The sequence below is a fragment of the Sporosarcina sp. P33 genome (genome assembly GCF_002077155.1).
Lineage (GTDB): Bacteria > Bacillota > Bacilli > Bacillales_A > Planococcaceae > Sporosarcina.
Map to the genome: position 1 here is coordinate 3,047,417 of NZ_CP015027.1, position 22,062 is coordinate 3,069,478.

At 44.6% G+C, this 22,062-nt stretch carries 20 protein-coding genes and 1 riboswitch; of the genes, 16 read left to right on the forward strand and 4 right to left on the reverse strand.

Annotation, left to right across the window (positions count from 1 at the left end):
* Positions 1–2 precede the first annotated feature (2 nt).
* Complete coding sequence (locus tag SporoP33_RS14860) at positions 3–866, reverse strand: YitT family protein (RefSeq protein WP_081244454.1); 864 nt, start codon at positions 864–866, stop codon at positions 3–5.
* A gap of 162 nt (positions 867–1,028) precedes the next feature.
* Here SporoP33_RS14860 and SporoP33_RS14865 point away from each other — a divergent pair, with 162 nt between their 5' ends.
* The 9 genes from SporoP33_RS14865 to SporoP33_RS14905 all read left to right on the forward strand — a co-directional run bounded on the left by SporoP33_RS14865 (position 1,029) and on the right by SporoP33_RS14905 (position 11,313).
* A complete protein-coding gene (locus tag SporoP33_RS14865) occupies positions 1,029–2,927 on the forward strand; it encodes a PrkA family serine protein kinase (protein ID WP_369821938.1) in 1,899 nt (632 codons plus the stop codon).
* Positions 2,928–3,105: 178 nt separating this feature from the next.
* Positions 3,106–4,266 carry a sporulation protein YhbH gene (yhbH, locus tag SporoP33_RS14870; protein ID WP_081244456.1) on the forward strand — a complete coding sequence of 387 codons (1,161 nt, stop codon included), beginning with the start codon at positions 3,106–3,108 and terminating at the stop codon, positions 4,264–4,266.
* Positions 4,263–5,654, forward strand: a complete 1,392-nt coding sequence (locus SporoP33_RS14875) for a SpoVR family protein (protein ID WP_369821987.1) — start codon at positions 4,263–4,265, stop codon at positions 5,652–5,654. The genes yhbH and SporoP33_RS14875 overlap by 4 nt, the downstream gene beginning before the upstream one ends.
* Before the next feature lie 241 nt (positions 5,655–5,895).
* Positions 5,896–6,699, forward strand: a complete 804-nt coding sequence (locus SporoP33_RS14880) for an amino acid ABC transporter substrate-binding protein (protein WP_081244458.1) — start codon at positions 5,896–5,898, stop codon at positions 6,697–6,699.
* 106 nt (positions 6,700–6,805) lie between these two features.
* On the forward strand, positions 6,806–7,465 hold the full coding sequence (locus SporoP33_RS14885) for an amino acid ABC transporter permease (RefSeq protein ID WP_081244459.1): 660 nt from the start codon (positions 6,806–6,808) through the stop codon (positions 7,463–7,465).
* Between the two features lie 12 nt (positions 7,466–7,477).
* Entirely contained in the window at positions 7,478–8,227 is a 750-nt protein-coding gene (locus tag SporoP33_RS14890) for an amino acid ABC transporter ATP-binding protein (RefSeq protein WP_081244460.1), read from the forward strand.
* A 240-nt stretch (positions 8,228–8,467) separates the two neighbouring features.
* Positions 8,468–9,478, forward strand: a complete 1,011-nt coding sequence (locus SporoP33_RS14895; protein ID WP_081244461.1) for an ABC transporter substrate-binding protein — start codon at positions 8,468–8,470, stop codon at positions 9,476–9,478.
* A gap of 19 nt (positions 9,479–9,497) precedes the next feature.
* Positions 9,498–10,541 (forward strand): ABC transporter permease, encoded by a 1,044-nt coding sequence (locus SporoP33_RS14900; protein ID WP_081244462.1) that lies wholly within the window; start codon positions 9,498–9,500, stop codon positions 10,539–10,541.
* Entirely contained in the window at positions 10,516–11,313 is a 798-nt protein-coding gene (locus SporoP33_RS14905; RefSeq protein WP_081244463.1) for an ABC transporter ATP-binding protein, read from the forward strand. The genes SporoP33_RS14900 and SporoP33_RS14905 overlap by 26 nt, the downstream gene beginning before the upstream one ends.
* Before the next feature lie 52 nt (positions 11,314–11,365).
* On the opposite strand, the gene SporoP33_RS14910 is transcribed toward SporoP33_RS14905, so the two are convergent.
* A complete protein-coding gene (locus SporoP33_RS14910) occupies positions 11,366–12,466 on the reverse strand; it encodes a branched-chain amino acid aminotransferase (RefSeq protein ID WP_369821939.1) in 1,101 nt (366 codons plus the stop codon).
* A 130-nt stretch (positions 12,467–12,596) separates the two neighbouring features.
* Between SporoP33_RS14910 and SporoP33_RS14915 the strand changes: the two genes are divergently transcribed.
* The 3 genes from SporoP33_RS14915 to SporoP33_RS14925 all read left to right on the forward strand — a co-directional run bounded on the left by SporoP33_RS14915 (position 12,597) and on the right by SporoP33_RS14925 (position 15,472).
* The gene (locus SporoP33_RS14915) at positions 12,597–13,721 is read left to right on the forward strand and encodes an NAD(P)/FAD-dependent oxidoreductase (protein ID WP_081244465.1); all 1,125 of its coding nucleotides are present in this window, start codon (positions 12,597–12,599) and stop codon (positions 13,719–13,721) included.
* A gap of 63 nt (positions 13,722–13,784) precedes the next feature.
* Positions 13,785–14,696 carry a pseudouridine-5'-phosphate glycosidase gene (locus SporoP33_RS14920; protein ID WP_081244466.1) on the forward strand — a complete coding sequence of 304 codons (912 nt, stop codon included), beginning with the start codon at positions 13,785–13,787 and terminating at the stop codon, positions 14,694–14,696.
* A gap of 20 nt (positions 14,697–14,716) precedes the next feature.
* The gene (locus SporoP33_RS14925; RefSeq protein ID WP_081244467.1) at positions 14,717–15,472 is read left to right on the forward strand and encodes an exodeoxyribonuclease III; all 756 of its coding nucleotides are present in this window, start codon (positions 14,717–14,719) and stop codon (positions 15,470–15,472) included.
* Positions 15,473–15,736: 264 nt separating this feature from the next.
* Here the strand turns inward: SporoP33_RS14925 and SporoP33_RS14930 are convergent, their stop codons facing one another.
* A complete protein-coding gene (locus tag SporoP33_RS14930) occupies positions 15,737–16,969 on the reverse strand; it encodes a CynX/NimT family MFS transporter (RefSeq protein WP_081244468.1) in 1,233 nt (410 codons plus the stop codon).
* 74 nt (positions 16,970–17,043) lie between these two features.
* Between SporoP33_RS14930 and SporoP33_RS14935 the strand changes: the two genes are divergently transcribed.
* The 3 genes from SporoP33_RS14935 to SporoP33_RS14945 all read left to right on the forward strand — a co-directional run bounded on the left by SporoP33_RS14935 (position 17,044) and on the right by SporoP33_RS14945 (position 20,360).
* On the forward strand, positions 17,044–17,973 hold the full coding sequence (locus SporoP33_RS14935) for an AEC family transporter (RefSeq protein WP_081244469.1): 930 nt from the start codon (positions 17,044–17,046) through the stop codon (positions 17,971–17,973).
* 216 nt (positions 17,974–18,189) lie between these two features.
* Positions 18,190–18,291, forward strand: a riboswitch (purine riboswitch).
* A 129-nt stretch (positions 18,292–18,420) separates the two neighbouring features.
* Positions 18,421–19,005 (forward strand): xanthine phosphoribosyltransferase, encoded by a 585-nt coding sequence (locus SporoP33_RS14940; RefSeq protein WP_081244470.1) that lies wholly within the window; start codon positions 18,421–18,423, stop codon positions 19,003–19,005.
* Positions 19,005–20,360 carry a nucleobase:cation symporter-2 family protein gene (locus SporoP33_RS14945; protein ID WP_081244471.1) on the forward strand — a complete coding sequence of 452 codons (1,356 nt, stop codon included), beginning with the start codon at positions 19,005–19,007 and terminating at the stop codon, positions 20,358–20,360. Before SporoP33_RS14940 ends, SporoP33_RS14945 begins: the two co-directional genes overlap by 1 nt.
* 143 nt (positions 20,361–20,503) lie before the next feature.
* Here the strand turns inward: SporoP33_RS14945 and SporoP33_RS14950 are convergent, their stop codons facing one another.
* Complete coding sequence (locus SporoP33_RS14950; RefSeq protein ID WP_155961379.1) at positions 20,504–21,406, reverse strand: aldo/keto reductase; 903 nt, start codon at positions 21,404–21,406, stop codon at positions 20,504–20,506.
* Between the two features lie 73 nt (positions 21,407–21,479).
* Between SporoP33_RS14950 and SporoP33_RS14955 the strand changes: the two genes are divergently transcribed.
* Positions 21,480–22,013: an NUDIX hydrolase gene (locus SporoP33_RS14955; protein ID WP_081244473.1), complete on the forward strand. Its 534-nt coding sequence runs from the start codon at positions 21,480–21,482 to the stop codon at positions 22,011–22,013.
* Positions 22,014–22,062: the final 49 nt, after the last annotated feature.

Here is a 22,062-nt window from a genome sequence, read left to right on the forward strand (position 1 = left end):
TTTTAGTGTATGGGTGATTTGAAAGTGGCCCCGTGCGTTTCCTGCGTGTTCATAATCGTCAGAAATGCAGACGGGTCTATATCGGTCGTAATCTGTTTCAGTTTTGAAATTTCCAGCCGTGTCACTACGACGTAGATGACGTCTTTTTCATTATCTGTGTAGCCGCCGCGGCCGTGCAGTTTTGTAATACTTCTTCCAAGCCGCAGACGAATCGCCTCGCCAAGCTCTTCGTATTCATCTGAAATGATAAAGACAGCCTTTGTTTCATCCAGTCCCTGTATGACGATATCGATTGCTTTTGAGGCGATATAATAGGTAATGATGGAGTACATAGCTTTTTCCGGGCCAAGCACAAACCCTGCCCAGCCGAAGATGAAGAGGTTGAAGAACATAACAAATTCTCCGACACTGTACGGAATTTTTTTCGTCAATAAGATGCCTAAAATTTCCGTGCCGTCTAGCGCACCGCCATTTCGGATGATGGTTCCCACACCGGCCCCGAGCAGCAGACCGCCAAACACAGTGGCAAGCAATGAATCCGTAACGAACGGTCCGACATTTTTTAGCGGAATCTCTACAATGGCAAGTAATGCAATAGCATAGGATGAGGAGAAAAAGAAATTTTTCCCGATATGTTTATACCCGAAAAACAGAAAAGGTAAATTTAAGAGCAAAATCAAAATCCCGAACGGTATTTTTGTGATGAAGTTTAATATAAGGGCAATTCCAATAATTCCTCCGTCAATCACGGAATTCGGGATCAAAAATAAATCTAATGCAATGGCGGTGATGACTACACCGATTGAAATAAATACATAGCGTCTGAGCAGATGCCCGATCGTCTCTTTTTTATGCTGCTTGTTCATAACACTCCCCTTTTCCAAATCCGATATGTACTATCTTAACGGAATTTAAACGAAGAAAGAAGGATGAATTATAAGAGTTTCATTTTTCTCTCTAGGAAGAGGGATGAATCATTTTTACTTCCCGGGCATACGATGATACATCATAGCCTAATTGGAGGAGATATGTTGGATATCATTCGTCAGTTGCATAATTATCGCAAAGAAGAAAATGAGTTGAAGTGGGAAGGCACGTTTATGGAATACCTGGAGCTGTTAAAAGAGCGCAAAGAAGTTGCGCAAACTGCCCATTCACGTATTTATGAAATGATCAAAAGTGCAGGAATCGAAAAGCACGACGGCAAGAAAGTCTATAATTTCTTTAATGAAGAATTATTTGGTCTTGAAGAATCGATCGAGCGTCTGGTGGAGGAATACTTTCATCCTGCGGCAAAACGTTTGGACGTAAAGAAACGGGTGCTGTTGCTCATGGGCCCTGTCAGCGGCGGTAAATCAACTATTGTTACGATGCTCAAGCGCGGGCTGGAAGCGTACTCACGCACAGATGAAGGGGCAGTGTACGCAATTAAAGGCTGTCCGATGCATGAAGATCCGCTGCATCTCATCCCCAACCCGCTGCGGGAGTCATTCTTTGAAGAGTACGGCATACGTGTAGAAGGCAGCTTGTCGCCTCTTAATCAGCTGCGTCTGGAAGAAGAATATGACGGAAAGATTGAAGATGTCCTGGTGGAGCGTATCCTGCTGTCTGAAGACCGAAGAGTGGGAATCGGGACTTTCACTCCATCTGACCCAAAATCACAGGATATTGCTGATCTGACAGGAAGCATCGATTTCTCAACGATAGCCGAATTTGGTTCCGAATCAGATCCCCGCGCTTATCGGTTTGACGGAGAGTTAAATAAAGCGAATCGCGGCATGATGGAATTCCAGGAAATGCTGAAGCTCGATGAAAAGTTCCTTTGGCATTTATTATCCCTGACACAGGAAGGGAATTTCAAAGCAGGCCGCTTTGCGCTGATTAGTGCAGATGAATTGATTGTCGCGCATACAAATGAAACGGAATACCGTTCCTTTATCAGCAACAAAAAGAATGAAGCGCTGCATTCACGGTTGATTGTCATTCCGATTCCATATAATTTGAAAGTAAGTGCTGAGGAAAAAATCTACGAAAAAATGATTCGCGACAGTGATATGGCTCACGTCCATATTGCACCGCATGCACTGCGCGTAGCTGCGATATTCTCTGTATTGACGCGTTTGAAAGCTTCTAAAAAACAAGGAGTCGACCGCTTGAAGAAGCTGCGTCTGTATGATGGACAGAATGTGGAAGGGTTTAATAATGCAGATACTGAAGAACTGAAAAACGAATTCATTGACGAAGGTATGGATGGAATCGACCCGCGCTATGTCATTAACCGCATTTCCTCCGCAATCATTCGAAAAGAAGTGCCGAGCATCAATGCGCTGGATGTATTGCGTTCGTTAAAAGACGGCTTTGATCAGCACGCATCGATATCTGCCGAAGACCGTGACACGTATATGAATTACATTTCCATGGCACGCAAAGAATACGATGAAATTGCGAAAAAAGAAGTGCAGAAAGCGTTCGTTTATTCCTATGAAGAATCAGCGAAGACGCTGATGGATAACTACCTGGATAATGTGGAAGCTTACTGCAATAAAAATAAATTACGGGATACGCTTACCGGTGAAGAAGTCAGTCCCGACGAAAAATTGATGCGTTCGCTGGAAGAACAGATTGGAATTTCGGAAAATGCAAAGAAAGCTTTCCGTGAAGAGATTTTAATCCGTATTTCAGCATACGCCAGAAAAAGTCAGCGCTTTGACTACCGTTCGCATGACCGGCTGCGTGAAGCCATTCAGAAAAAGCTTTTCGCCGATTTGAAAGATGTAGTAAAAATCACTACAACCTCCTCTACACCGGATGAGACGCAATTGAAGAAAATGAATGAAGTAGTAGCCCGTCTGGTAGACGAACACGGTTATAATACTGTTTCCGCAAATGAACTGCTGCGCTATGTCGGGAGCTTGCTGAACAGATAACCAGATGGAGAATAGCGGGAAGGCAAGCAGACTGCAGCCAGTGTTTTATGAAAATAGTTTGATCTGAATTCATTCTGGGACCTCTTAAACAAGAGGTCTCTTTTTATTTTGTCAATATTCAAACTTCTATCGCATATGATAAGGAAACAAATTGTTCGAGAGATAGGCGGGGATTCGAATGGAAGAAAACCAGAAAAGTCGATTCGTTGTTACCGAAGAAAATTGGTCACTCCATCGCAAAGGCCATCAGGATCAGCAACGCCATTTGGATAAAATAAATGAAGTGTTGCAAAGTAATTTACCCGACTTAATCAGCGAAGAGAGCATCATACTGTCAAATGGAAAAGACATGGTGAAAATACCGATTCGTTCATTGGATGAATTTAAAATTCGCTACAACTACGACAAGTCCAAGCACGTCGGCCAAGGGCAGGGCGACAGCGAAGTAGGGGATGTAGTGGCGCAGGGTGAAAAGCAGGCGCAGCCGGGGAAAGGGAAAGAGGCAGGAGATCAGCCGGGCGAGGATATTTATGAAACAGAAGTTTCTATCGAAGAATTGGAAGAAATGTTTTTCAAAGAATTGGAACTGCCTCACTTAGAGCAAAAAGAGCAATCCGTCACAACAATTGAAGATATTGATTTTACAGATATCCGTAAAAAAGGTCTGATCGGAAATATTGATAAGAAACGGACCCTATTATCAGCAATCAAACGCAATGCGATGAAGGGAAAGGCGGAAATCGCACCGATTCTGGAAGATGACCTGCGCTTCAAAACATGGAACCCTGTGGAGAAACCGCAGTCTAAAGCGGTAGTCATCGCCATGATGGATACGAGCGGGTCGATGGGCAAGTTCGAAAAGTATATGGCACGCAGCTTCTTCTTTTGGATGACGAAGTTCCTGCGTACAAAATACGAAACCGTCGAAATTGAATTCATAGCGCATCATACGGAAGCAAAAGTGGTATCTGAAGATAATTTCTTCAATAAAGGGGAAAGCGGCGGAACGAGATGTTCGTCAGCTTATGTAAAGGCGCTGGAAGTAATCAAAGAGTCTTATCCTCCTGCAAGTTATAATATTTATCCTGTTCATTTTTCGGACGGTGAGAATATGACAAGCGATAACAAGAAATGTTTGGAGTACGTGGATGAATTATTGGCAATATCCAATATGTTCGGTTATGCGGAAGTCAATGAACACCGCAGAATGTCTACATTGATGTCTGCTTATAAATCAATCGAACATCCCAAATTTAATTATTACATTTTGCAGAAAAACCGCGATGTCTACTTTGCGCTCAAGAAATTCTTCGAAAAGCGAACGGAGGGATTACGCTGACCGATCAACAGGCATTACACTATGCGATAGATGAGATCACGGAGATTGCCAGCGGATACGGACTCGATTTTTACCCGATGCGCTATGAAATTTGTCCCGCCGATATTTTGTACACATTCGGTGCCTATGGAATGCCGACCCGCTTTACTCATTGGAGTTTCGGTAAGCAGTTCCACAAAATGAAGCTCCAGTATGATGTAGGGCTCAGTAAGATTTATGAGCTGGTCATTAATTCAAACCCTTGTTATGCATTTTTATTGAATACAAATAGTCTCATTCAAAATAAGTTAATTATTGCGCACGTTCTGGCGCATTGTGATTTTTTCAAGAACAATATTTATTTCTCAAAGACCCGAAAAGATATGGTGGAGAGTATGGCAGCAACAGCAGACAGAATCGCGGATTATGAAATCCGACACGGCAAGAGCCGTGTGGAAACGTTTCTGGATGCAGTGCTGGCAATTCAGGAACACGTCGACCCGAGTATTATGAGGGATGTCATACCGTCTGCTTCCGCTGTACAGCAGCCGAGAAAGACAGCATATGATGATTTATGGGAGCTGGATCAAAAGAAAATTCCGGGCCAGCAGGCGATTGAAATGCATAAAAAAAATCCGCGAAACCAAGAAAAAGACATATTGCTTTTTATTCTTGAAAACAGCCGCAGCCTGACCGAATGGCAATCGGATATTCTTACGATGCTGCGTGAGGAGATGCTGTATTTCTGGCCGCAGCTGGAAACAAAAATCATGAATGAAGGATGGGCTTCTTACTGGCATCAGACTATACTGCGCCAGATGGATCTGACGCCTGCGGAGACAATAGAATTTGCTAAGCTTAATGCAAGTGTACTTCAGCCTTCAAAGACCTCAATCAATCCATATTATCTGGGAGTTAAAATATACGAGGATATAGAAAAGCGTTATGACCTGCTGGCGGCAGAAGCCGGCAAAAGAGGCGAGCAGGCTGTTACAGGACGTGAAAAAATATTCGAAGCACGCGAAATTGAGAATGATACGTCCTTTATCCGTAATTATCTGACGGATGATTTAATCAAACAGGAAGATCTGTATGTGTTCAAGAAACAGGATGATCAGTATAAAATATCTGATAAGCAGGCTGAAGCGGTCAGGAATCAGCTGATCGGACAGCGCGTCAACGGCGGTTTCCCTTATATTGTAGTAGAAGACGGTGATTATATGAGGAATGGCGAGCTCTACCTCGTACACCGCTATGAAGATACCGAACTTGATCTTCCGTACCTGGAACACGTCTTGCCGCATATTCATCATCTGTGGGGCCGCATAGTGCACATTGAGACAGTACTCGAAAACAAACCACTTGTTTTTTCATACGACGGTCACAAAGTGTTCAGAAGAAGCAAGTAATGGATAAAGAGCAGAAGGTTAATTGTAAAGCTGAAGACACATTCCGGAAACTAGGGTGTCTTCAGCTTTTATTTGTATTTGCCGCTGTCTGTATCCGGAGCGGCAGGCTGTCTCGTACGTCCCCATTGAACTTTCCTCGATCTTTTTTTATCAAGGTACTTTTCATTTCATGCATCTAATGTTATTTTTATAGTATACTAACTCATTAACGTACTAAAGAGTTGAGAAAAGAGGAAAATACATGAAAAAGATACTGTTTACATTCCTGTTTGCCGCAATGTTCCTAGTAATTGCAGGATGTTCGGACAAGTCTTCGACCGGGGACAGCTCGAAAGATGACAAAGGAAAAGAAGAAGCGAAAGAAATTATCATTGGTGTTGATGACAAGTTTGCACCGATGGGATTCCGTGATGATAAAAATAACTTAGTTGGATTTGATATCGATATGGCGACAGCAGCTGCTGAACATATGGGTGCTGCTGCGAAATTCCAGCCAATTGACTGGAAAACAAAAGAAACTGAACTCAGCAGCGGCCGTATTGATTTAATTTGGAACGGCTATACAATCACAGAAGAGCGTAAAGAAAAAGTATTGTTCACAAAGCCGTACTTGGATAATAATCAAGTGGTCGTTACATTGGCGGGTTCTGATATTGAAACATTTGAGGATTTGGCTGGGAAAACTGTAGGCCTGCAGGCGCTGTCATCTGCCGGTCCGGCACTGGAAAATCATTCAATCAATGAAAAAGTAAAAAATGTTACCGAATTTGCGGATAATGTGCTGGCATTAACGGATTTAAAGACAGGCCGTCTGGATGCAGTAATCATCGATGAAGTCGTCATCGATTACTACATGACAACAGAAAAGGATGTCTTCAAAAAACTTGAAGGCTCATTAGCAGTGGAGGAATACGGAATTGGAGTAAAAAAAGGCAATGAAGAACTGCTGGAAAGCCTCCAGAATGCATTAGATCAAATGAATGAAGACGGTACTTCTGCTGAAATCTCCAAGGAATGGTTCGGAGAAGACAAAGTTCTTCGTTAAGATGTAGAATAAGTGATGCCGCCGGAAGTTGCCGTTAGGATTTCCGGTGGTTTTATTGTAAAAGAAGTACATAAAACCGCAATTGGTTTTTTGGAGGAATTGACTGATGAGCTATGAATATTTTATGTCCATGCTGATTCCCATGCTGGAAGGTGCCAAAGCGACTGTCCTGTTATTTGTAATTGCGATTGTCCTTTCCATACCGCTTGGGTTCATACTGACACTTGCCGTAAGAAGTAGTATTAAACCAATTTCTTATTTGGCGCAGACTTATATTTATGTCATGCGTGGGACCCCTTTGTTACTGCAGCTGCTGTTCTTTGTTTTTGGTTTACCACTTCTGCCGGTAATTGGTGAGTTTTTAGTACTCGACCGTTTCGTCGCAGCGACACTCGCGTTTATTCTGAACTATGCTGCGTACTTCGCTGAAATATTCCGCGGCGGATTGATCTCCATCGATAAAGGACAGTATGAAGCTTCTCAAGTACTCGGTTTGTCCAAATGGCAGACGACCGTACGTGTAATTTTGCCGCAGATGTTCCGTGTGACGCTGCCGCCAATTGCCAATGAATCAGTGTCTCTTGTTAAAGATACGGCTCTGTTGTATGCGGTCGCGGTCCCGGAACTGCTTCATTATGCACAAACCGTCGTCAATAGAGATTTCACGATCATTCCGTTTTTTATTGCGGCGGGGATCTACTTGCTGATTGCATTCGGACTGACACTGGTGTTCAAGTATTTAGAGAGAAAGCTGCAATACGATTGAGGAGAGAAAATTATGTCTTTCATTGAAGTGCGCAATTTAAAAAAATCATTCGGTCCGTTGGAAGTATTGAAGGACATTTCATTTGATGTTCAGAAAAATGATGTGCTGGCAATTATCGGGCCTTCAGGATCTGGAAAAAGTACGATGCTCAGAAGTTTGATACAGCTGGAGCAGGTAGGGGGCGGAAGCATTATCGTTGACGGGGATTACCTCGTAAAAGATGGAGTGTATGCGAACGCGGCCGACAGTAAAATAATCAACTCGAAAATGGGAATGGTCTTTCAGCAATTCAATCTGTTTCCGCATTTAACAGTGAAGCAGAATTTGGAGCTTGCACCAAAACTGGTGAAAAAAGAGAAAGCCCAAAATTACAGTGAACGAAGTATGGAGTTGCTTGAAAAAGTAGGTCTTGCTTCAAAAAGTCATGAACTGCCTTCAAGACTCTCGGGCGGTCAAAAGCAGCGTGTAGCAATTGCAAGGGCGCTGATGATGAACCCTGATATATTGCTCTTTGACGAACCGACGTCTGCCCTTGACCCGCAACTGACAGAAGAAGTGCTGCAAGTCATGAAAAATCTTGCGGAAGAGCATATGACGATGATTGTCGTCACGCATGAAATGGAATTTGCAAGTAATGTCGCGGATCAAGTGATTTTCATGGATGACGGTATGATTATAGAATCCGGCACTCCGCATGAAGTAATTAAAGCGCCGAAAGAATTACGGACGAAAAAATTCCTGAACTACGTACAAAAAGAATAAGGAAAATAGGGCCAGGCGAGTAAACTATTCGCCTGGCTTTTTACTATCCTGGTGAAGTAACACCGGAATTATCGCAATTTGTGAAAGGGTTAGGCAAGTTACCCGTAAACTTATGGGAATTCACGTAAAATATCGAATATTGCATTGACGAATAACTGTGTAAAGGGTACGATTACGTATAATTATCATCTTTTTAGAATATATCGAAAAGCTGGTAGATAATAGTTGAGGGGGATTTGCATGAAGAAACGTTGGATGACTTACGCAGCAGCACTATTCAGTATTGTGCTCATTTTAGCTGCGTGCGGGGGGAAAGATGGGTCATCGGATTCATCATCAGGGGATACAAGTGATGACAAAGCAGACACAGAAGAAAAATATACGATTGGTGTCACGCAAATTGTAGAACATCCATCGTTGGATGCGGCATTTGAAGGTTTCCAAAAGGCGATTGAAGATGCCGGACTGAACGTCGAATACGATAAGCAAAATGCGCAAAATGATAATAGTTCCAACTCCACGATTGCGAACAACTTGGCAGGGGCGGGGGTAGATTTAATCTTTGCCAACTCTACACCGAGCGCTCAAGCTGCGGCCAGTGCCACACAGGAGATTCCAATCATCTTTACTTCTGTAACAGATGCAGTGGCTGCAGAGCTTGTGGCTTCTAATGAAGAGCCAGGCGGGAACGTTACCGGAACAATCGATAACCATCCGGAGGCAATCTCTGACACCATGAAATTTTTGAAAGAAAACTTAAGCGCGAAAAAAGTAGGGATGATCTTCAACTCTGGAGAACAGAACTCCCGTCTGCAAGTGGATCACGTAAAAGAGATCCTAAAAGACATGGACATGGAAGTAGTGGAAGCATCTGTTGCTACTTCAGCTGATGTGAAACAGGCTGCAGAATCGCTGATCGGTTCAGTGGACTCATTCTATATCATTACAGACAACACTGTAGTATCAGCATTGGAATCTGTTATCTCCGTTGCGAATGACAATAAGATTCCAATGATGGTCGGTGAATTTGATTCTGTGAAGCGCGGCGGACTTGGCGCGTACGGTTTCGAGTACTATGACATCGGTTATGAAGCCGGCGAAATGGCAGTCAAGATTCTTAAAGGGGAAGCTGCACCTGAATCGTTGCCTGTACAAGTGCCGCAGAACCTGAAGCTGATGATGAATGAAAAAACAGCAGACGCAATCGGCTTGAAAATACAAGACGACTGGAATGCAGAAATTGTAGAATAAAATTAGGAGATGATCTTGCATGTTTTCAGCTGTATTTGGCTCAGTTGAGCAGGGTATCATCTATGCGATCATGGCACTCGGAGTGTATCTGACATTCCGGGTGCTTGATTTTCCAGATTTAACAGTGGACGGAAGTTTTGTAACAGGCGCAGCGGTGGCTGCTACGATGATCGTCTTTGACTATCATCCGCTTGTTGCAACACTTACCGCGATCGTGGTAGGCTTTTTTGCTGGATGTATAACAGGTTTATTACATACCAAAGGAAAAATCAATCCACTTTTATCCGGAATCCTCATGATGATAGCTCTTTACTCGATAAACCTTCGGATAATGGGACTGACTACCGAAAGTTCAGTAGGCCGCCCAAATATTCCGCTATTAAATGCAGAAACGATTTTCAGTAAGTTCCAGGGATTCTGGAGTAATCTAGGTATTGACGGAATGATTAACGGCTTCTTATCAGGACTCGGCATAGAACATCTGCCTTCTACATGGGGAACATTATTCCTGATGATTCTCGTGGTAATTGTAATTAAATTTATTGCGGACTGGTTTTTACAGACTGAAGTCGGCTTGGCAATCCGCGCAACAGGCGATAATAAAAAAATGATTCGCAGTTTTTCTGCCAATACAGATACTCTCGTTATTCTCGGATTAGGTATTTCTAACGCATTAGTCGCTTTCTCAGGTTCTCTGATTGCGCAATACGGAAAATTCGCCGATAACGGGATGGGGATCGGTATGATCATCATCGGCCTGGCTTCTGTAATTATTGGAGAGGCAATATTCGGAACGAAAACTATTTTCCGTACGACATTGGCAGTCGTAATTGGTGCTGTCATTTACCGTATCGTACTCGGACTGTCACTGCGCGTAAAAATCCTGGATTCCGGAGACATGAAACTGATTACAGCAGTAATTGTAATTGCTGCTTTGATCATTCCGCAGATTTTGGAAAAGAGACGGGAAAAAGCACGTAAAGCGAAAAGACAATCTGAACGAATTGCAATGAAAGCATCACAAGGGGGTCACAGCATTGTTGAAACTGGACCAAATCAATAAAATTTTTAATGAAGCGACTCCGGATGAAAAAGTGGCGCTCGACCAGATCAACCTGCATTTAAAGCCGGGCGACTTCGTTACGGTGATCGGCAGTAACGGAGCGGGGAAATCAACAATGATGAATATGATTTCCGGTGCCCTGACACCTGACTTCGGCAATATATTTATTGATAGTAAAAATGTTACGCGACTCCCAGAGTTTAAACGCTCCAAAATGATTGGCCGTGTGTTCCAGGATCCGATGGCGGGAACAGCGCCCGCTATGACGATTGAAGAGAATCTGGCGATGGCCTATTCACGTAATAAACGCCGTTCACTGCACCGCGGTGTAGATAAGAAACGAAAAGATTTATTCCGCACATCACTGGAAACGTTACATTTAAATCTCGAGAACCGAATGACGGCAAAAGTAGGACTGCTGTCAGGCGGGGAGCGGCAGGCGCTGTCACTGCTGATGGCGACATTTACACAACCGTCCATCCTGCTGCTTGACGAGCATACAGCAGCACTTGACCCGTCACGTGCCGAGCTGATCACTGACCTGACGAAGCGCCTGGTTGAGAAAGATCAGCTGACGACATTGATGGTTACGCATAATATGCAGCAGGCACTGGACCTCGGGAATCGTTTGATCATGATGGACAAGGGACAGATTATCCTGGAAGTAGGAGAAGAACAGAAACGGCATCTGACCATTGCGAAGTTAATGGATGAATTCCAGCGGATTCGCGGTGAACAATTAAACAGTGATGCTGCATTACTGTCTGTATAAATGAAAAGCCCCTGTTTTCCGCTATTGGGAAAACAGGGGCTGTTTCGTCTGCTCAGGCAAGATGTGCAATAGGTTTTTTGATTTCATACACCCAGTCAAATGGGTCGCTCTCTTTGCCTGTTTGAATATTCGTTAATGTATTGTACAGTTTAGCGGAAAGTTCACCCGTTTCACCGTTCCCGATAATCATTTTATAGCCATCCCAGTTCAGTTCGCCTACAGGGGAAATGACAGCAGCTGTTCCGGTGCCGAATACTTCTTCCAGTTCACCGCACTCATAGGCTGCACGGATTTCATCCATGGAGATTTTTCGTTCAGCGACCGGTATATTCCAGTGACGAAGCAGCTGTAAAATCGATTTTCGTGTAATGCCTTCCAAAATGCTGCCGTTGATTGCAGGCGTGACGACTTCACCATTAATTTTGAAGAAAATATTCATGCTGCCTACTTCTTCAACGTATTTACGTTCCGTGCTGTCGAGCCATAGAACTTGCGAATAGCCTTGTTTGTCTGCTGTTTCTTGTGCTTTTAAAGCAGCTGCATAGTTGCCTGCAGTTTTGGCGCTGCCTGTTCCGCCTTTAGCCGCACGGACAAATTCATTTTCCACGAGAATTTTGACAGGATGGATGCCTTCTTTGTAATACGAGCCGACAGGAGATAAAATTATATAGAATTGATATTTCTTTGCAGGAGCCACGCCCAGGAAAGCCTCTGTTGCAATGACGAATGGCCGAATGTAAAGTGAAGTTCCTTCCAGTGCAGGAATCCAATCCTGCTCTATTTGCAGTAACAGATTCAGTGCGTACAGCGCATTCGCCTCGTCGATACGCGGCATGCACAGTCGGTCCAGCGAGTAATTCAGGCGCTTCATATTTTCATCCGGACGGAACAGACGAATCGTCCCGTCTTCTGAACGATAAGCTTTCATGCCTTCAAAAACAGTCTGTCCGTAATGAAGAACGATTGCGGCTGGATCAAGCGTCAATGGTGCGTAAGGAGTAATACGGTGATTATGCCATCCTTTACCTTCTTCATAGTCTATAATTAGCATATGGTCGGTAAATGTTTTCCCAAAAACGAGTGTGCTGGGGTCCGGTTTTTCCTTTTTGCTTTGTGTTAATTGTATTTGCATAGGTAATCTCGTCATAATCATCAGATCTCCTCAAAGTGTAGAATATTCCGAAACTTCAATTCCGAATAGTGTAATTATACTGCTTTTTTCCAAAAAATAAAGTGAAAAGTTTGTCGTTTTTGAAAATTATTGTAGAAAGGACAGAGATGAAATGAAAAAGGTACTGATTATCGGGGCTGGAATCGCCGGAGTATCCGCCGCTTATCACTTGTCAGCACAACAGGCGGAAGTCGTGCTGGTCGACAGACAGGAGCCGGGGCAGGCAACAAAAGCTGCAGCAGGCATTATTTGTCCATGGGCCTCTCAACGGCGAAATAAAGCATGGTACGCGCTGGCGTCAGCAGGTGCTGCGTATTATCCTGAACTCATCCGTTCACTGGAAGAACAGGGAGAGATGGAGACAGGGTATAAAAAAGTGGGCGCTTTGGCGATTCATACGGATGTGAGCCGTCTGGAAAAGAAAGTGGACCTGTTGCATACAAGAAGAGAACAAAGCCCTGAAATTGGGGAAGTAGAGTTACTGGAACCTGGTCAGGCGGCGGTCTATTTTCCGGTTTTGTCAGAGGATTATTCAGCAGTCCGAATTTCAGGCGCAGCCAAAGTCGAGGGAGATAAACTGCGGGAGGCATTGGAGCGTGTCGCAGTAAAACGGGGCGTCCAACTGATCCGCGGCTCCGCAACTCCATATGCAGAAGATGGCGAAGTTCGAGGTGTCATGGTCAACGGAGAAATAGTAAAAGCGGATCAAATCATCGTTGCAGCGGGCGCCTGGGCGGGTGAATTTACAGAACCGCTCGGCAAGAAACTGCAAGTAGCCGGACAGAAAGCACAGATTCTTCACTTGCAGTCAGTTCATGAATCATCCGGCGACTGGCCGGTGATCATGCCGCCAAGCACCCAGTATCTTGTACCGTTCCAACATGGCAGATTCGTTGCAGGCGCGACACATGAAGATACAGATCACGTTACTATTCAGTCCACAGCCGGAGGCATAATGGAGATATTGGCGAATGCACTGCCGATTGCTCCCGCATTGCGTGAAGCGGAGCTGGCGGAGGTGCGTGTGGGCATTCGTCCGCATACTCCAAATTTTATGCCTGTGATCGGCCAGCTGCCTGATCATCCGCAAGTCTGGGTTGTCAATGGGCTCGGTTCATCCGGCTTAACGGTCGGACCATTGCTCGGGAAGCTGTTATCAAAATTGGTACTTGGTGAAGAAACAGGATGGAATCTGGAAAGCTATGCTGTTGAGCAAATAATTGAAGATGCGCATTGAACAAAGCACGCAGAATGCTTATTATGAAGATAGAGCCATTGAACGGTTAGGGGGAAGATGGACATGAGAAGATATGTTTCGTATTCAGAAGAAGTAAAGGAAGCGATGAAGTACGGTAAACCGCTTGTTGCATTGGAATCCACTATTATCACGTATGGTATGCCGTATCCTGAAAATGTCAAAGCGGCCCGGGAAGTTCAGCAAATCATACGGGACAATGGGGCAGTTCCAGCAACGATTGCTATTATGGACGGGAAAATTAAAATCGGCCTGACTGACGAAGAACTGGAGCGATTTGGTGACAGTAAGGGGGTTGTCAAAGCTTCCAGACGGGATATCAGTTATTTAATCGCAACGAAACAGCCCGGAGCCACAACAGTCGCAGCTTCGATGTTTTTCGCGGACTTGGCACGTATCCGTGTGTTCACGACAGGGGCCATCGGGGGTGTACACCGCGGTGCGGAGAAAACAATGGATATTTCCGCCGATCTTGAGGAATTTGCACGTACGAGCGTGGCGGTCGTCTGCTCAGGCGCCAAGTCAATATTAGATCTTGGCAAGACGCTTGAATACTTGGAAACAAAAGGTGTGCCTGTTATGGGATATAAAACGGATATATTTCCTGCCTTTTATACAAGAAGCAGCGCGCATCATGTAGATTACCGTATGGATGAAATCGATATGATGGCAGAAATGCTGAGGGTTAAATGGAATTTGGGTTTGGAGGGCAGTGCCATCATCGCCAATCCAATTCCAGAAGAATACGCAATGGATCAGGAGTATATGGATAAACTGGTTTCAGATGCACTTGCAGAGGCGGAACAATCAGGTGTCAGCGGAAAAAATCTCACACCGTATATGCTGAAAAAAGTGCAGGAAATGACAGGCGGGAAAAGCCTGGATGCTAATATTGCATTAGTAAAAGCGAATGCGGAACTTGCCGCAAAACTGGCAGTCAGTTTTAACGGGAATTAATAAAGACAGGTTGTGAACAGTTGAAAGTAGTATCTTGGAATGTCAACGGGATCAGGGCTTGTGTAAAGAAAGGGTTCGTAGATTTTTTTGAACAAGCACAGGCAGATATTTTTTGTATACAGGAAATTAAATGTCAGCAGGGACAAATAGATCTTTCGTTTGAAGGCTATGAATCCTATTGGAACTATGCAGTAAAAAAAGGCTATTCAGGAACTGCGGTGTTTACGAAAAAAAAGCCGCTATCTGTTCGTTATGGCTTGAATGATCAGGATTTTGAAGAGGAAGGGCGTGTGCTGACGCTGGAATTTGATACGTTTTTCCTCGTCAACAGTTATACACCGAATGCACAGCGTGATTTAGCGCGTCTGCCGTATCGTCTGGCTTGGGAAGACGAATTGCTCGTCCATTTAACCGCACTGGATGCGATGAAACCCGTCATCTATTGCGGCGATCTGAATGTCGCACACGAAGAAATCGATATTCGCAATGTGAAATCCAATATAGGAAATTCAGGATTTACGGAACAAGAGCGCGGAAAAATGACACGCCTTCTGAATGCGGGATTTCTTGATACATTCCGTTATATGAATCCTGATCAGGAAGGAGCCTATACGTGGTGGTCGTATATGCGTGATGTGAGAGCAAGAAATATCGGGTGGCGTATTGATTACCTCATTATTTCTGAACGTCTCGGGCCGGCTCTGCAAACGGCTTCCATTCATTCAGAAGTGTTGGGCAGCGATCATTGTCCTATTTCTGCAGAATTTTTAATGTAATAAAAAGAGGCTGGGACAAAACTAAAAATAAAGTCCGTTCCCCTGCGCTCCAAAAGGCACGCTTTCCGCGGGGCGCGCTTGAGCCTCCTCGTCGCTGGCGCTCCTGCGGGGTCTCAACATTCGCGCTAAATCCCGCAGGAGTCGGCCTTTTTCCGCTCCGGTCCACTCAAATGCTTTGCAAAGTATTTATTAAAAAATAGACATAAAAAAGCGTAAGGGAAAACTCCTTTACGCTTTTTTCATATTATGTCCCAGTCTCTTTTGTCATGAAGCCTCCATATCTGCTTCTTGTGAAATATACCGTCTCTTCCCCGCGTACATACCGCTTACAAATAGTATGGCTGCGATGACAAGAAACGTGTAAAGCGGCAATGTCCATGAACCTGAATAATCGTGAAGCGAACCGAACAGAACCGGTCCGACTGCCGCCAGCAGGTAGCCGATAGACTGTGCCATGCCGGAGATTGATGCTGCCTGTGCCGGAGTGCTGGTGCGCAATGTAAAGAACATCATTGCCAGTCCGAATGCGGAACCGCCTCCGAGGCCAATGAAAATCATCCACAGCGCTGTCAGACTTTCGCTGCCGAATTGTACACCTCCATAACCAATCAGATAACAGGCAAAAACGCCTATTACAAGTCCGCGTTGATCGTGCACTTTATCCGCAATCACTGGTATGATAAACATCATGGGCAATTGTGCGAGCTGAACGAGTGCAAGCATCCATCCAGCGGCCTCGTCCGTCATTCCGCCAGTCTGCAATACAACCGGAATCCATGATGCAGTCGTATAGAATAGAAAGGACTGCAGTCCCATGAAGACGGTGATGCTCCACGCCAGCGGTGAACGCAAGAGCGGCGCGGCGGGCTTCGTTTTCTTATTCTTTTGTGCCGTTTTGACAATTTCCTTTTTCTTTAGTATCTGAGGAATCCATACAATAATGGCCAGAAATGTGATGACACCCCATATTCCAAGCGCTCCCTGCCAGCCATAGGAAGTCTGATTAGCAATTGGAGCTGCGATGCCTGAAGCCAGAGTTGCGGATATGCTCATTGACACTGAATACAGTCCTGTCATCAATCCGATATGTAAAGGGAAACTGAGTTTGAGAAGACTCGGCAGGAGTACGTTTGCAAAAGCGATTCCTACTCCGATTAAAAATGTGCCGATCAGCAGCAGCGTACTGTTGCCGATGGAACGCATAATGATTCCGAGCAATAAAATGATCATCGAATAGAAAAGTGTGCGGGATAATCCATAACGTTTTGCTAAACGCGGCGTAAAAGGTGATACAATGGCGAATGCCAGTAATGGGATCGTAGTCAGAAATCCTGCCAGCGAATTGGTAATCTGCAGCTGGTCACGGATGTTTCCGATGATAGGTCCTACCGAAGTAAGCGGTGAACGGATCGTGGCGGCTAAAAACAAAATGCCCGCCAGCAATATCCACTGACTTTTCGGGAAATGCAAATGTTTACTAGGTCGTTCTTTTTCCATCTTGAAGCCTCCTGTATTCCTTGAAGATCATTCTGAGAAGTATGCAGCTGAATCAGCAGAAAGGAGATTCCTTTGTGGAGTACTTGCTCATAGTCTTTATAAATGTTATCACACCGATGCTCATTTTATTAGCAATTGGCGTGGTATTGCAAATAAAGTTTACTTTTAATGTGAAAGCACTGGGGAATATTTTAACATACTGTCTGATTCCCGCTGCTGTTTTCATGAATTTATATCACACGGTTATTGATGTGGAAGTTTTAGTGGATGTATTACTCTTTGTTCTATTATTCTCAACTTGTTTACTAATTACAGGTCATTTTTTCAGTAAAATTCTGCGCCTTAACCGTCAGCAGACGGCCGTGATGAAGAACAGCATCGTCCTGATCAACTCAGGAAACTATGGATTGCCTGTCAGCCAGCTGGTCTTCCATGCGGATCCGCTCGGAGTTTCGATACAAATTGTCCTGATCGTCTATCAAAACCTGCTGACCTATTCATATGGCCTGTATAACCTGGTTGCCTCAACTCAATCGGGCACCGAGATTGTGAAGCAGTTTCTCAGGATGCCGATTATTCATGCGCTTTGGCTTGGAGCGCTGCTCAATCTGGCAGATATAAGGCTGCCCCAATTTGTTGAGCTGCCGATCAGCCATCTTTCGGATGCTTTCATTGCCATCGCATTAATCACGCTGGGCGCACAGTTGGCGCAAATTCAAGTGAAGTCGCTGTGGAACCGCCTCATTTTCCTCAGTGCGCTTGGCCGTCTTATCATTTCACCAGTTGCGGCGCTGTTATTAATTTTGCTGTTACAGATAGACGGTGTAACAGCGCAGTCATTGTGGATCGCAAGCTCGTTTCCTACGTCAAGGAACAGTTCCACGCTGGCGCTTGAGTACGATGTAGAATCCGAACTTGCGGCCCAAATTGTACTTTTTAACACTGTAGCCAGCAGTTTTACAGTAGGTGTAGTGATTTATCTTTCGTCTTTATTGTTTGGGTAGGGTCAGCAGCGGCTGCATGAATACAGGTCAGATGCACGCCTTTGGCCGGCAAGGAATTTGACAGGTGCATATTGAGAATCTTCTGCTTACAAAGAATCGCAGCCAAACCGACCTGACTTTTTGTCCAGAATATGTCCATCTGCCGGCAACTTTAAACCTATCAATCTAAATGGTAAATATTCGTATTGAAAATTTGTCGAATCATGCTATACTGATAGCATTCAGTTAAATAAGACTCATATAATCACGGGAATATGGCCCGTAAGTTTCTACCGGTTTACCGTAAATGAACCGCCTATGGGGAGAATGAAAAGCAGCTTTTTTTGTCGTTTGACGGAAAAATGCTTTTTCATTTTTACAAGCGTACACGCCGCTCTCTCATAGTGTTATATGGGAGTAGGGCGTATACGCTTTTTTTATTCGTAAAATTGAAGGGAGCACAACAGCGTGGAGTTGCTAAAAGACAAGATTCGACAAGAAGGTAAAGTATTATCGGAAGAGGTACTGAAGGTTGATTCATTTTTGAATCATCAAATCGATCCATTACTGATGCAGGAAATCGGCAAAGAGTTCGTGCGACGTTTCAGCGAACATAACATCACGAAAATCATCACGATTGAATCTTCAGGAATTGCTCCTGCAACAATGGCGGGAATGATTTTAGGGGTGCCTGTAGTGTTTGCCAGAAAACGCAAATCTTTAACGCTGACGGATCATTTGTACTCCGCAAAAGTGTATTCATTCACAAAGAAAGAAACCAGTGATATTTCGGTTTCAAAAGATTTCATAACGAAAGAAGATACCGTCCTGTTAATTGATGATTTCCTTGCAAATGGTCAAGCGGCACTTGGGCTGATAGATATTGCACAACAGGCGGGGGCGACAATCGCGGGAGTTGGAATTGTCATTGAAAAATGTTTTCAGCAAGGCGGAGACTTGATACGTAAAACAGGAGTGCGCCTGGAATCATTGGCAGAGCTTCAATCTCTGCAGAACGGCCAGGTCCAGTTCGTCGGGGAGGAAACTGACTGATGAAAACTACGCTTCTTGGTTTTCAGCATTTACTGGCAATGTATGCAGGTGCAGTATTGGTGCCGCTCATCGTTGGAACGCAGATTGGGTTAACGCCGACACAGCTTACTTATCTGGTTTCAATTGATATATTGATGTGCGGTGTAGCGACCTTGTTACAAATATCACGCAATAAGTATTTTGGAATCGGATTGCCCGTTGTTCTAGGCTGTACGTTCACAGCAGTCGGTCCGATGATTTTAATTGGCAATGACTATGGTATATCCGCAATTTACGGTGCGGTTATGGCTTCGGGGGCAATTATCTTTGTAATCAGCCGATTTTTCGGAAGTCTTGTGAAGTTTTTCCCTCCAATCGTCACTGGTTCCGTTGTGACGATCATCGGAATCACTTTAATTCCTGTTGCCATCAATAATATGGGCGGCGGACAGGGTGCCGAGGATTTCGGTTCGATGACCAATATCAGTTTGGCTTTCGGTACGTTATTATTCATCGTGCTGATGTTCAGGTTCACGTCAGGATTTATGCAGTCCATTGCAATTCTGCTAGGGCTGGTCGGCGGTACGCTTGCAGCAGTATTACTCGGCATTGTGGACTTTTCGAATGTGCAGGATGCTTCTTACGTGCATATGGTGATGCCGTTTTATTTGGCAACACCGACATTCCACTTCCTGCCCATTGCGATTATGACACTCGTGGCAATGGTGTCACTTGTGGAATCAACAGGTGTATATTTTGCACTCGGTGATATTTGTGAAGAAGAAATTGATCAGAAAAAATTGGAAAGAGGGTATCGTGCGGAAGGGCTGGCTTCAGTGATCGGCGGTATTTTCAACGCTTTCCCTTATACAACGTTCTCTCAAAATGTCGGTCTGATGCAATTATCCGGTGTGAAGTCACGCCGTGTGATATTGGTGACGGCTATTATGCTGATTTCACTGGGCTTTCTGCCAAAAGTTGCTGCACTGGCAACGATCATCCCCAATGCGGTTCTTGGCGGGGCGATGGTGGCAATGTTCGGAATGGTCGTCTCGCAAGGAATCAAGATGCTCAGTCCTGTCATTTCGATAAGCCAGGACAATGCAATGATCGTCGCATGTTCTGTCGGCATCGGCCTTGGCGTTGCAGTAGTGCCGGATCTGTTTAATGAATTACCGAAAAACTTGCAAATTTTAACAAGCAACGGAATTGTGCTCGGCAGTATTACAGCGATCTTCCTGAATATCATTTTCAATATGACGCCTTCTAAGAAAAGACAAGCTGCTGAAAAAGCTGACACTCCAAAAACGATGCCTCTTAGCATGAAAGAAGGACCGGCTTCTGTTCTGGCAAGCGCAACAGCAGACCATAAATAACTAAAGCGGATGGGACATAAGCAGGTAATTCAGTGTGATTTCCCATTAGTAAATTAACACCGCGTAAAACCAGAGTTCGTACAACTTGGTTTTACGCGGTTTTTTTATTTGAGTGCGTGCAGCCTCAAACTCTTTTATATCGCTTACACCCGATGCTCTTCATAACGGTGCGGCACGGTCGCTTTTATTAACTGTTTCAATATCTCGGGGTCTGTCGGTGTGTCATATGCCTGCAATGACTCCCGCAGCTGCTCCGGCGTTCTGGAGCCGATCAGCGCAGAGGCTGCAACAGGCTCTTTAAGCGCGAAGGCAAGGGCATAGGCATGCAGGTTATCGGTTTGATCAAAAAGTGTTTTTACGGTTTGCTGCAAATCTGACGATGTATAAGACGCGAAACCGTCAGTTTTCTGTATGCGCTTCATTCCTTCTGCTGTCAGTAATCCTTTTGCCAATGTTCCGCGTGTGACAACAGACGCGCCGTGTTCTGCAATCAGCGGGAAATACTCTTCAGGACGGCGGTCTAACAAATTATATTGCATCATGACAGAAACGGCATTACTGCTGCGCAGGAAACGGTCGATGACAGCCGGCCGAATGCTTGATATGCCGTATTCACGAATGACACCTTCTTTCTTCAGCGTCTCAAACGCCTCAATTGTTTCATCCGCATCGTCTTCCATTGTACCGCCATGGAGCTGGTACAGGTCGATATAATCAAGCTGCAGCCGCTGCAGGCTCTGTTTAACCGCGTCCATAATATGTTCTCTGGAGGGATCCCATGTCCAAGACTCCCCTTCAGATGTCCACTTATTTCCTGCTTTTGTTGCAATGACCAGATCCTGACGCTTTTCTTTCAGCACGTTTCCTATAAGTTCTTCGTTCGTTCCTTTATTATACAGATCTGCTGTATCAAAGTAGTTGATGCCGCTCTCGATCGCTTCATCCAGGACTGAACGAGCCGCTTCGAGTTCGGCCGGCAGCGACATGCATCCTAAACCGAGTTCAGAAACAAGCAGATCACTGGAACCGATTGTACGCTTCTTCATGTGCTTCACTCCTTTAGCTTTCATGGTACAATGAAAGCAGGAAAGAAAACCAATGGAAAGGGTTGGGTGCTGAATGAAGTTTGAAGAACGGACCCTCTCAACAAAACAGATATTTGCAGGCAAAATCATTTCGCTGCAAGTGGATGAAGTAGAACTGCCTGATGGAAAACTTGCGAAAAGAGAGTTAGTGAAACACCCTGGTGCCGTTGCAATTATCGCCTTGACTGAAGATAAAAAGATCGTGCTGGTGGAACAGTTCAGAAAGGCGCTTGAACGAACGATGCTGGAGATTCCCGCTGGTAAAATCGAACCCGGTGAAGAGCCGGAACTCACCGCCAGACGGGAACTGGAAGAAGAGACGGGATACCGTGCAAAATCATTCAAATATTTGCAGACATTCTCCACGTCTCCCGGATTTGCCGATGAAATTATTCACTTGTACATAGCGGAGAATCTCGTTAGGATTGAACATCCTGCAGCCGGCGATGAAGATGAATTCATCGAAGTGCTGGAAGTATCCGTAAAAGAAGCGGAAGAACTGATTGCGAACGAACGGATTTATGATGCCAAGACAGTTGCTGCAGTCTGGTATGTAAAAAACCTATAAATGATTGAGCTATTTTAGATCGGACAAGCATATGTTGTAGAAACGATGC